The sequence below is a fragment of the Nocardioides sp. genome, from assembly GCF_035481145.1.
Classification (GTDB): domain Bacteria; phylum Actinomycetota; class Actinomycetes; order Propionibacteriales; family Nocardioidaceae; genus Nocardioides.
The window spans coordinates 1-11,039 of the sequence record NZ_DATIHB010000115.1; the positions used below are offsets into that span (position 1 = coordinate 1).

The 11,039-nt window shown below is 71.7% G+C and carries 11 protein-coding genes and 1 pseudogene; all 12 read right to left on the minus strand.

Annotated elements, in window-relative coordinates:
* Positions 1 to 1,578 (minus strand): chromosome segregation SMC family protein (locus VLF38_RS09510; RefSeq protein WP_325271026.1); only part of this gene is annotated, 1,578 nt, incomplete at its 3' end.
* A gap of 35 nt (positions 1,579 to 1,613) precedes the next feature.
* A complete protein-coding gene (locus VLF38_RS09515) occupies positions 1,614 to 2,846 on the minus strand; it encodes an MFS transporter (protein WP_325271027.1) in 1,233 nt (410 codons plus the stop codon).
* Positions 2,847 to 2,943: 97 nt separating this feature from the next.
* Positions 2,944 to 3,144: a hypothetical protein gene (locus VLF38_RS09520; RefSeq protein ID WP_325271028.1), complete on the minus strand. Its 201-nt coding sequence runs from the start codon at positions 3,142 to 3,144 to the stop codon at positions 2,944 to 2,946.
* Positions 3,145 to 3,284: 140 nt separating this feature from the next.
* The gene (locus VLF38_RS09525; RefSeq protein ID WP_325271029.1) at positions 3,285 to 4,193 is read right to left on the minus strand and encodes a hypothetical protein; all 909 of its coding nucleotides are present in this window, start codon (positions 4,191 to 4,193) and stop codon (positions 3,285 to 3,287) included.
* A gap of 55 nt (positions 4,194 to 4,248) precedes the next feature.
* Complete coding sequence (gene mutM, locus VLF38_RS09530; protein ID WP_325271030.1) at positions 4,249 to 5,154, minus strand: bifunctional DNA-formamidopyrimidine glycosylase/DNA-(apurinic or apyrimidinic site) lyase; 906 nt, start codon at positions 5,152 to 5,154, stop codon at positions 4,249 to 4,251.
* 15 nt (positions 5,155 to 5,169) lie between these two features.
* Positions 5,170 to 5,988, minus strand: coding sequence for a ribonuclease III (gene rnc / locus VLF38_RS09535; RefSeq protein WP_414689379.1), 819 nt, complete (start codon positions 5,986 to 5,988; stop codon positions 5,170 to 5,172).
* A complete protein-coding gene (gene rpmF, locus VLF38_RS09540; protein ID WP_107700183.1) occupies positions 5,930 to 6,115 on the minus strand; it encodes a 50S ribosomal protein L32 in 186 nt (61 codons plus the stop codon). Before rpmF ends, rnc begins: the two co-directional genes overlap by 59 nt.
* A gap of 43 nt (positions 6,116 to 6,158) precedes the next feature.
* A complete protein-coding gene (locus VLF38_RS09545) occupies positions 6,159 to 6,719 on the minus strand; it encodes a YceD family protein (protein ID WP_325271031.1) in 561 nt (186 codons plus the stop codon).
* Positions 6,720 to 6,812: 93 nt separating this feature from the next.
* Positions 6,813 to 7,307: a pantetheine-phosphate adenylyltransferase gene (gene coaD / locus VLF38_RS09550; RefSeq protein WP_325271032.1), complete on the minus strand. Its 495-nt coding sequence runs from the start codon at positions 7,305 to 7,307 to the stop codon at positions 6,813 to 6,815.
* Positions 7,308 to 7,310: 3 nt separating this feature from the next.
* Positions 7,311 to 7,904: a 16S rRNA (guanine(966)-N(2))-methyltransferase RsmD gene (gene rsmD / locus VLF38_RS09555; RefSeq protein WP_325271033.1), complete on the minus strand. Its 594-nt coding sequence runs from the start codon at positions 7,902 to 7,904 to the stop codon at positions 7,311 to 7,313.
* Positions 7,905 to 7,929: 25 nt separating this feature from the next.
* Complete coding sequence (locus VLF38_RS09560) at positions 7,930 to 10,164, minus strand: ATP-dependent DNA helicase RecG (protein ID WP_325271034.1); 2,235 nt, start codon at positions 10,162 to 10,164, stop codon at positions 7,930 to 7,932.
* A gap of 16 nt (positions 10,165 to 10,180) precedes the next feature.
* A pseudogene (locus tag VLF38_RS09565) lies at positions 10,181 to 11,039 on the minus strand (Dak phosphatase); the annotation flags it as partial.

Consider the following 11,039-nt stretch of genomic DNA (forward strand, 5'->3'; position numbering starts at 1 on the left):
CTTCACGGTGACCAGGGCGGCGACGGAGCCGAGCAGGCCGGAGACCTGGTCGGTCGCGGCCAGGAGAGCACCCGCGCCGTCCTTGCGGTTGAGACCGAGCTCGAGCGCCTCGCGGCGGGCGGTCAGGGAGGAGCGGTCACGGTCGGCGGCGGCCGCCTGCTCACGGAGGTCGAGGAGCTGCTGCTCGAGGGCGTCGAGCGCTTCGACCGCCTCCTCGTGCTCGGCGTCGAGCCCCTCCTCGCCGGCATCCAGGCCGGCGACCTTGGTCTCGAGGGCGGTGAAGTCGTGCTGGGCACGCTCGGCCCGGGCGAGGGCGTTCTCGCGGGCGAGCGTCAGGCGGCCGACTTCGTCAGCGGCAGCGGCCGCGCGGGACTTGAGGGCGTTGACCTGACCGACGAGACGGGCCAGGCCCTCCCGGCGGTCGGCCGCCGCGCGCTGGAGCGCGGCGATGCGGCGCTCCTCCTCGGAAGCGGCTTCCTCTGCCTTCTTGCGGGCCGCGATCGCGTCGTCGAGCCCCACCCGCAGGGTGTCCACCTCGGCGGCGATGGCCTGCTCCTGCGCCTTGGCCCGCTCGGCATCGGCCTCGAGCTGCTCGGGGTCACGGCCACCGCTGGTGGCCACGTCGGCCTGTCCCGCAGCATTGCGGACCCGCTCCGCAGCGAGCGACGCCGTGCCGCGCATCCGCTCCCGGAGACCGGAGAGGGCGAAGAGCGTCTCCTGCGCCTTGCTCAGGGCGGGCAGGTCCTCGCGCAGCGCAGCCTCGAGCGCCGCCTCCGCCTCGCGCGCCTCCGCGATGGCAGCCTCGATCTGGGCGCGGCGCTCGACCAGCACCGACTCGTCGGCCATCTCCTGCTCGAGCGCCGTGCGGGCGGTGACGAGGTCGTCGGCGAGCAGACGGGCCCGGGCGTCACGGACGTCGGCCTGGACGGTCGCGGCCCGGCGGGCCACCTCGGCCTGACGACCGAGGGGCTTGAGCTGGCGACGGATCTCCGTCAGCAGGTCGTTGAGGCGCGTGAGGTTGCCCTCGGTCGCGTCCAGCTTGCGGAGCGCCTTCTCCTTGCGCTTGCGGTGCTTGAGGACGCCGGCGGCCTCCTCGATGAAGCCCCTGCGGTCCTCGGGGGTGGCGTGCAGGATCTGGTCGAGCTGTCCCTGGCCGACGATGACGTGCATCTCCCGGCCGATGCCGGAGTCGCTGAGCAGCTCCTGCACGTCGAGGAGGCGACAGGTCTGCCCGTTGATGGCGTACTCCGAGCCGCCGTTGCGGAACATCGTGCGGGTGATCGTGACCTCGGCGTACTCGATCGGCAGCGCGCCGTCGGAGTTGTCGATGGTCAGCGCGACCTCGGCGCGGCCGAGCGGCGGCCGGCCGGAGGTGCCGGCGAAGATGACGTCGTCCATCTTGCCGCCGCGCAGGCTCTTGGCACTGGCCTCGCCCATGACCCAGGCGAGCGCGTCGACGACGTTGGACTTGCCGGAGCCGTTGGGCCCGACGATGCAGGTGATGCCCGGCTCGAGCTGCAGGGTCGTCGATGACGCGAAGGACTTGAAGCCCTTCAGGGTCAGGGTCTTGAGGTACACGAACGCTCCGCAGCAAAGGGGCAGGTCGGGTCAGGCTACAACGCTGCGCACCTGCGGCCGAGGAGGATCAGGGCCGTGGCGAGGAGCACCCCTCCACCGGTGTACGCCGCGGCGATTCCGCCGACCTCGGCGAGGACTCCGCCGAGCAGACAGCCCACGACGGTCGCAGCCAGACCGAGGGTCGCCGTCGCCGCCGCGACGACGTCCGCGGTGCCGTCGGTCGAGGTCCGTGCTCGCCGCCGGCCGCGGGCCAGGTCGCTGCTCACGAAGCCGACCGCGCCGAGCAGCGCCAGTGTCGATGCCGCGAGCCACGGCGTGTGCAGCTGGCCGAGTGCGAGGTGACCGAGCGCCTCGAGCGCCAGGCCTCCGAGGAGCAGGTGGACCGGCGTGAGCGCAGGAACGCCGCGGGTCGCCCGATCGAGGAGGGGGCGCAGCGCCACACCGGTCATCCCGCCGGCTGCCCCGACCGCCACCAGCAAGCCGAAACCGACCTCGCCGAGCCCGAGCTGCCCGGCGGCGTACAGCACGAGCAGCGACCAGCCGGCCGCCCACGCCACCTGCGCGGCCAGTCCGACCAGGAAGAGACCCGAGAGTGCCGGGTCGACCGCGATCCGCCGCAGGCCCGCACGCACCGGACGCTGCACGGACGCCGGCGCGGGACCACGGGACGGGCCGCGGAGCGGGAGTCGTGAGAAGACGACGACCGCCATTCCGAGCAGCACCGCCTGCGCGAGGAACGGCACCGGCGGCCCGAGCGCGAAGAGCAGGGCACCCAGGACCGGGCCGGCCAGCTGGGTGCCCGCCACGAACCCCGCGTCGAGCCGCGCACCGACGGCGTCGCGCGCGATGGGGTCGTCGACGAGCATGGGCAGCACAGGGGTCCGGGCGCTGTCGGCCACGGTCTCCAGCAGGCCGAGCGCGAGCGTGGCCGCGAGCAGCAGCGCGACGGGCGCCGCACCCAGCGCGAGCAGCGTCGCCAGCACCAGGAGTACGCCGGCGCGCGCGGCGTCGGCGGCGACCACCAGCAACCGTCGGTTGACCAGGTCGGCCAGCAACGCGGCGTACGGGCCGAGGAGGAGGACGGGCAGGCGGTGGAGGGCGACCGCGAGTGCCACGAGGAAGGGCGCCTGGGTCAGCGAGGCGACTGCGAGAGGACCGGCGGCGAGGGCGAGACCGTCCGTGAGCTGGACCAGCCAGGTCGCCGCGACGAGCCGCCGCACATCCACGCCCAAGCGGGTCGGGACGACACGGTCGACGAGGGTGCTCACGAGCAGGTGAGACTAGCGGGCGCCAAGCCAGTGCGCGGCGCGCATCTGGGCGTGCCGCGTCAGCGTCGAGCAGGTCTCTGCTCGACGCCGGTCACCGTCAGGCGGGCTGCATCTCCTCGAGTGCTGCCCAGGTGGCCCGGTCTGCGGTGAGGCGGTCGTTCTCGTCCTGGAGACGGAGAACGAGGGCTTCGAGGTCGCCGACGCGGTCGCGCAGACGACGCACCTCCGCCGCGAGGCGGTCCGCACGCGAGGGGTCACGCAGGTCGCTGCTCATGTAGCCGAGAAGCGCCTTGGCCATGAAGTTCCTCCGGTCTGGATGGATGGCCACGACCGACGTCGGGGCCGTCTTCAAGGGTCGCACCGGGGCCCCGAGGGAGTCAATCTGACGCCGCTGCCCGCTGGGGCACCCGAGGGTCGAGCGCCCGCGGTCAGCAGTGCTCAGCGGCGGCGCAGGCGGTCGCGGAGCGCGAGGAGCTCCTTCTGCTCCGCGGAGCTGAGGGACGCCTGCCCGCTCTCGTGGATCTTCTCGAGCAGCGCGTTCATCCGGGCCTCGTCGGGCGACTCCGCCGAGGCCGCGCTCCCCTGCCACGGGCCCGCGACGACGGTCGGCCCCTGGGACGGGTGGCGGTGCGAGCGGCGCGCGCGAGGGCCGTGCTGGTGGCGTGCCGTGCCGCCCCGCTTCTGGCGGTGCGGGAGGTGGATCTTGGGCAGCGCGTGGTGCTCGCTGAGCATGCCGAGCGAGCGCGCGGCGATCGTCGAGAGCACCAGGCCGACGACCAGGTAGAGCGCCATCCACCACACGCCGTACTGGAGGTACTGGATGAGCGAGAGCGCGAGGATCACCGAGCCGAAGACCCAGGCCGGGATGTTGAAGAGGAAGCGGCGCTGCGGCCACTCCGCGATCCAGGCGAGCAGGATGACCAGCTCGACGGTGCTGAGCCCGCTGTCGCGGACGACGGCGGTTCCGTTGCCGACGATGGCATCGATGGCGACCGCCACGATCGCGAAGAGCAGGGTGACGCTGGCGACGAACTGGAGCATGCGGACCCGCCCGAGCAGGTGCTCCTCGAGGTCCTTGCCGAAGTACCAGAACATCACGATCGTCAGCAGCGGCCAGAAGCCCACGCCGTTCGGGTAGGCGAAGGGCCAGGTGACGATGCGCCACACCTCGCCGTGGAGGATCGCCTCGGGGTCGAGCACGAAGACGTCCGAGAGCGGGGTCCGCATGGCCCCGGCACCGAAGAGCATCGCGGCCACGCTGAGGATCGTGATCAGCACGGTCGTGCCGACGTCCAGGGTGCCGAGGCGGAACCACGGGTCGTTGGGACCACGGCCGGAAGGGTTCATCCTCAAACGTCGACGCACACGCGAATACTAGGCGTGCGCTGGTCGCTGCGCGGGGTTACGCGCGCCTGGCCCGCGGCGGCTTCTGGCACGACGGGCAGAAGTACGACGAGCGGTTCATGAAGGCGGCCCTCAGCATGGCCGTGCCACACCGGCGACAGGGCTCGTCCTCGCGGCCGTAGGCGTTGAGGGAGCGGTCGAAGTAGCCGGACTGGCCGTTGACGTTGACGTACAGGGCGTCGAACGACGTGCCGCCCTGCTCGAGGGCCTGGCTCATCACGTCGCGCGCGTGGCCGGCCAGCTCGAGGACCTGGGCGCTGGTCAGCCGGTCCCCCGGCCGCTCACCGTGCAGCCCGGAGCGCCAGAGTGCCTCGTCGGCGTAGATGTTGCCCACGCCGCTGACCAGCGTCTGGTCGAGCAGCAGCCGCTTGATTCCGCTCGTGCGACGGCGGACACGACGCGCGAAGTCGTCGAGGTCGAACTCCGGGTCGAGCAGGTCCCGGGCGATGTGCGCGATCTCCGGGGGCAGCTCGGCTCCCCCGGCGGACAGGGCGAGGCCGCCGAACATCCGCTGGTCGACGAAGCGGAGCTCGCTGCGTGCTCCGGTCGCGTCAGCGAGCGTGAAGCGGACCCGTAGGTGCTTCTCGTCCGGAGCACCGACGGGCTGCACGAGCATCTGTCCGCTCATGCCGAGGTGGCCGATGACCGCGTCGTCCACCTGGGCGCCCATGGGAAGTGACGCGGGGGCGGATGACCCCGGGGAGAGCGGCAGCCAGAGGTACTTGCCCCGGCGACGGGCGGCGGTGAAGGTGCGGCCGACGAGGGCGCCGGCAAAGACGGAGGCGCCGCCGGGCGAGCGGCGTACGGGACGGTCGTGGAGCACCTCGACGGAGGTGATCACGCGGTCGAGCGCGTGGGCCTCGAGGCCCCGGCGTACGACCTCGACCTCGGGGAGCTCTGGCATGCCCCAACCGCCCTGTCAGACGGCGGGTGCGTCGGCGACGTCGTCGCCCGGGAGCGGGATCGCCGAGATCTCGCGGTACGCCGTCTCGGCGGCCTGCTGCTCGGCTTCCTTCTTCGACCGGCCCTCGCCGTGACCGTAGAGCTGGTCACCGACACGGACCTGGGCGACGAAGTGGCGCAGGTGGTCGGGGCCGGAGCCCTCGATGACGTACTCGGGGACGCCGAGCGACCGCTCGGCGGAGAGCTCCTGCAGCGACGTCTTCCAGTCGAGGCCGGCGCCGAGCTTGGCCGCTTCCTCCATCAGGGGGTCGAACAGGAGGTGGATCAACGCACCGGCGACCTCGAAGCCACCGGAGAGGTAGACCGCACCGATCACGGCCTCGACCGTGTCGGAGAGGATCGAGGCCTTGTCGCGACCGCCGGTCGACTCTTCGCCCTTGCCGAGCTTGATGTGCTCGCCGAGGCCGATCGTGCGGGCCACGCCGGCGAGCGCGCGGGCGTTGACGACGGCGGCGCGCAGCTTCGCCAGCCGGCCCTCGGATAGGTCCGGGTGGGTCAGGTAGAGCGACTCGGTGACCACGATGCCGAGCACCGAGTCACCCAGGAACTCCAGGCGCTCGTTGGTCGGTAGCCCGCCGTTCTCGTAGGCGAACGAGCGGTGCGTGAGGGCGCGCTCGAGCAGCTCGGCGTCCAGGACTGGATCGCCGATGGCTGCCCGAAGCGCGTCGTACTCGCGCGCGCCGTGCGTGGTCAGGGCCGTGAACCTGGTCTCAGGCTCAGAGAACCTGGCGGCGAGCCGCCTTGGCGCCGTACTGACCGCACTCGCCGCACGCACGGTGCGGGAGAACCTTGGCGCCACACGCCGGGTTCGCGCAGGTCGCCAGGGTCGGCACGACGGCCTTCCACGCCGAACGGCGGTGACGGGTGTTGCTGCGCGACATCTTCCGCTTCGGAACAGCCACTGTCTTCTCCTCTAGCTTCGTCCGACCTGGTCAGGCCGGGCGTTCAGTCTTCGGTCTTGCTGCTGGGGTCGTGCAGGCCTGCCAGACCGGCCCACCGGGGGTCGATCGGCGCCTCGTGCGTGTGATCCGGGTCGTCCGCGAGCCGCGCACCACACTCGATGCACAGTCCGGGACAGTCGTCCTGGCACAGGGGCTGGAACGGCAGTGCGAGCACCACCGCGTCACGCAGCACCGGCTCGAGGTCGACCAGGTCGCCCTCCGTGCGGAGCTCTTCCTCGTCGTCGTCCGCGGCGCGCTCTTCGTCGTCGTAGACGTAGAGCTCCTGGAACCTCGCCTCGATCTCGTCGTGGATCGGCTCCAGGCACCGCGCGCACTCGCCCTCCAGGTCGGCGTACGCCGCACCGGTGACGAGCACCCCCTCCATGACCGCCTCGATGCGGAGGTCGAGCTCGACCTCTGCACCTTCGGGGACACCGAGGAGCTCGATGCCGAGATCTGCCGGCGCCGGAACGGTCAGCGTGACCTCCCGCTGGGACCCCGGGCGGCGGCCGAGCTCGTAAGTGTCGAGCACGAGCGGCGCTCTCGGGTCCAGGTGGGCAGTCACGTCTTCTCAATCAGGGCAGAACAGAACGGAGGGAGTCTACGGGTGCGAGGGACGAGGCAGCAAAACGTCTGCCTCCCGCGACAGTCGCTGGACTCAGGCACCCGAGCGCTTGCGCTCGTCGAGACGCGTGATCAGGCGCTCGCGGACGAAATCGGGAACCAGGCCGGAGACGTCGCCGCCGAACATGGCGACCTCCTTGACCAGGCTGCTCGCCAGGAAGGAGTACTCCGGGCTGGTCGGGATGAAGACGGTCTCGACCTCGGCGAGCGAGGAGTTCATCTGGGCCATCTGCAGCTCGTACTCGTAGTCGCTGACCGCGCGGAGGCCCTTCACGATAGCGACCGCCCCCTGCTCCTGGCAGAAGGCCGTCAGCAGGCCGGTGAAGCCGGCGACCCGCACGTTGGGGAACTCGCGGCACACCTCGGTGAGCATGTCGATGCGCTCCCCGGGCGTGAAGAGGCGGGTCTTCGAGGGGTTGAGGCCCGTGGCCACGATCACCTCGTCGAAGAGGTCGGCCGCCCGGCCGAAGATGTCGATGTGGCCGTTGGTCACCGGGTCGAACGACCCCGGACACACTGCGATACGCACGTTCTACTCCCCTGGATCGGCATGCTGATCGCCCTGGGGCGATGCTGCGTGACCATACCGGAGCAGCGTCTCGCCGTACTTCCGCTCCCGGATCGCCTCGATGCCGGGCGGCCACGTCGTGGTGGACCGCTTGCTGGGCCGCTCGACGACGACGAGGGCATCGGCCGCGAGCCACCCCTGCGCGACGAGTGAGGCGAGGTTGGCGTCGACCTCCGCGTCGGGCAGCGGGTAGGGCGGGTCCAGGAAGACCACGTCGTACGGCGCGCGCGGGGGCCCGGCGAGCACGGCACCCACGTGGTGGGCAACGACGTCGACGTGGAAGCCGAGCACCTTCGCGTTGCGGGCGATCAGCGAGGCGGTGCGGCGGTCCTGCTCGACGAACGTGGCCACGCCGGCCCCACGCGACATCGCCTCCAGGCCGACGGCACCACTGCCGGCATACAGGTCGAGGAAGCGGAGCCCCTCGAGCGAGCCGCACCACGACTCGATGGCGGAGAAGAGCGCCTCGCGGACCCGGTCGCTCGTCGGCCGCGTCGCCTGCCCTCTGGGTGTCTCCAGGCGTCGACCGCCCGCGCTGCCCCCGATGATCCGCGTCATGCGGGCTCGTGGCTGCTGGCGGTGGTCATGACTTCTCCAGGAACTCGGATGCGTTGCTGCGCTCAGTCTCCTCCACGGTGCCACGGAGAAGCGGCACCTGTCCGAGCGCGAGGTCCTCGTCGAGGAGCTCGTCGGCTGCCCTGCGGGCCTCGAGGATGACCTCCTCGTCGCGCAGGACCTTCAGGGTGACCAGGGAGGAGCGTCCGCCGGACTGGCGCTTGCCGAGCACGTCGCCCTCACGGCGCTGCTCGAGGTCGACCTGGCTGAGGACGAAACCGTCGGTGGTCGAGGCGACGGCGTCGAGCCGCTCGCGGGCGGGGGTACCGAACTCGGCATGGCTGACGAGGAGGCAGAGGCCGGGCAGCCCGCCACGGCCGACGCGTCCGCGCAGCTGGTGCAGCTGCGAGACGCCGAAGCGGTCCGCATCGAGGAGCACCATCGCCGTCGCGTTCGCGACGTCGACGCCCACCTCGATCACGGTGGTGGAGACGAGGACATCGATCTCTCCTGCGGCGAAGGCGCGCATGGTGCGCTCTTTCTCCTCGGGCGCGAGCCTGCCGTGGAGCACCCCCATTCGGAGACCCTGCAGCGCTCCGTGACGCAGGCCCTCGGCGACCTCCTCGACCGAGGCCAGCGGGCGGGGCGGCGCGATCGGGTTGCCCTCCTCGTCGTACTGCTGGACGTCCTGCTGCCCGGCCTCGGTGACATCCCCGGAGATGCGGGGGCACACGACGTACGCCTGGTGACCCTTGGCGACCTCCTCGCGGACCCGCTCCCAGACGCGGCCCAGCCACTGGGGCGCGTCGGCGAGGGGGACGACGTTGGTCTGGATCGGCGCGCGCCCCGCCGGGAGCTCGGAGAGCGTGGAGACCTCGAGGTCGCCGAAGACGGTCATCGCGACCGTGCGTGGGATCGGCGTCGCGGTCATCACCAGGACGTGGGGCGGGGTGCCCGCCTTGTCCGTCAAGGCGGCGCGCTGCTCGACGCCGAAGCGGTGCTGCTCGTCGACGACGACGAGACCGAGGTCGTGGAACTCGACGGCCTTCTCGAGGAGGGCGTGGGTGCCGATGACGATCCCGGCATCCCCCGTGACGATGTCGAGGAGGGCTCGCTTCCGCTGGTCCTTGGTCATGGATCCGGTCAGCAGGGCGACCCCGGTGGACTCCTCCGCGCCCCCGAGCATGCCGCCGCCGGCGAGGTCACCGAGCATCGCCGTGATCGAGCGGTAGTGCTGCTGGGCGAGCACCTCCGTCGGGGCCAGCAGCACGGCCTGGCCACCAGAGTCGACGGTGCGGAGCATCGCCCGCAGCGCCACGAGCGTCTTGCCGGAGCCGACCTCGCCCTGGAGGAGGCGGTGCATCGGGTGCGGCTGCGCGAGCTCGGCCTGGATCTCCTCCCCCACCTGGCTCTGGCCCTGCGTCAGGTCGAACGGCAACCGGGAGTCGAAGGCCTCGAGGATCTTGCTGACTCCGCCGGTGCGCGCCTGTGCCCCCTGGACGGCGAGGGCACGGCGGCGCCTGCCGAGGACCAGCTGGAGGACGAGCGCCTCCTCGAAGCGGAACCTGCGGCGTGCCGCGGTGACCTGGGCGAACTCCTCCGGCCCGTGGATCCACTCGATCGCCTGGCGGCGACCGACGACGTCGTACCGCTCTCGGAGGTCGTCGGTCAGGGGCTCCGGGACCTCGTCGAGCACGCTCAGTGCGAAAGCGACCGCGCGTTGGAGGTCCCACGCTTCGACGCCCTTGGTGAGCGGGTAGATCGGGAAGAAGGGCGGGATGTTCTCCAGCGACAGGGCGGCGGTCTCCTCGTCGCCCCCGTCACCGAAGAGGAGCATCTGCGGGTTGGTCAGCTGCCACTGTTGGCCGAACTGGGACGCCTTGCCCTGGAAGACGCCGCGGCGCCCGGGCTGGAGCTTCTCGCCCCAGCTCTTGACGATCCACTGGCTCTTCGCGAAGAAGGTCATCTTGAGGCGGCCGGCGCCGTCTGCGCGGAGCAGCACCTCCACCCGGTACGCCGGCTTGCCGGTGCGGCGGTCGGTGTAGGACTTCGTGTCGGAGGTGGCGACCTCGCCGATGATCGTCAGCAGCTGACCCTCTCGCAGGCTGCCGAGGTCGGAGAGCTTGCCGGTCTCGAGGTAGCGCCGCGGGAAGTGGTGGAGCAGGTCGCCGACGGTCTCGATGCCGAGGCCCTCGACGATCGCCTTGCGCTTGCGCGTCTGGTCGCCGAGCACCGCGGCGACGGGGGTCCCGAGCGTGATCACCGATGCATCCCTCGCGTCACTCCACCGCGACGAGCAGCGGGTAGCGGCTCTGGCCACCGTCGTAGACGACGACCTCGATCATCGGGTGCGTGTGCGCGAGCCGCTCCTCGAGACGCTCGGCCAGGCCGTCGCCCTCCTCGCCGGAGACGAGCGTGACGAGCTCGGCGCCACCACCCCCGATGAGCCGCTCGAGGATCTCGTCGGCGACGTCGAAGAAGTCGGACCCGATCGCGACGAAGTCGCCCTCGATCGCACCCAGGACGTCACCGGGCCGGCAGGCACCCGCGCTGGTGATCGCCTCGCGGGCAGCGACGGTGACCGCGCCGTGCCGCGCGTGGCGTGCTGCCGACGTCATCGCCACGACGTCCTGGTCGAACGGGCGACCCGGCTCGTGGACGGCAACTGCGGCGAGGCCCTGGACCTGTGCCTGGCTCGGGATGACGGCGACCTTGACCTTGCCGGACTCCTCCGCGCTGCGGGCGGCGATCTCGGCGACCTTCAGCGAGTCGGGGTCGTTGGGCAGGACGACGACCTCGGCGGCCCCGCTGCTGTCGATGGCGTGGAGGACCTCGCCGGCGCTCGGGCGGCGCCCGGGCTCCGTCGCGACCGTGATCGCGCCGACCTCGGCGAAGAGCTGCTGCAGGCCGGGGCCTGCGGTGACGGCCACGATCTTGCGCCCCAGACGGGAGGGGCGCCGGGCCTTGGCCGCCGCCACCTGCTCGGCGAAGTGCGTGACCTTCACGCGGTAGGGGCGGCCGACGTGGATGCCGGCCTCGATCGCGGCGCCGACGTCGTCGGTGTGGATGTGGACGTTCCACAGGCCGTCGCCGCCGACGACGACGAGCGAGTCACCGAGCCCGCCCAGCTCCTCGCGC

Excerpts from the sequence above, each read along its gene's own strand:
- VLF38_RS09525 (WP_325271029.1), bottom strand. The coding sequence starts at position 4,193 with ATGAACCCTTCCGGCCGTGGTCCCAACGACCCGTGGTTCCGCCTCGGC.
- mutM (WP_325271030.1), bottom strand. The coding sequence starts at position 5,154 with ATGCCAGAGCTCCCCGAGGTCGAGGTCGTACGCCGGGGCCTCGAGGCC.
- rsmD (WP_325271033.1), bottom strand. The coding sequence starts at position 7,904 with ATGACGCGGATCATCGGGGGCAGCGCGGGCGGTCGACGCCTGGAGACA.
- VLF38_RS09520 (WP_325271028.1), bottom strand. The coding sequence starts at position 3,144 with ATGGCCAAGGCGCTTCTCGGCTACATGAGCAGCGACCTGCGTGACCCC.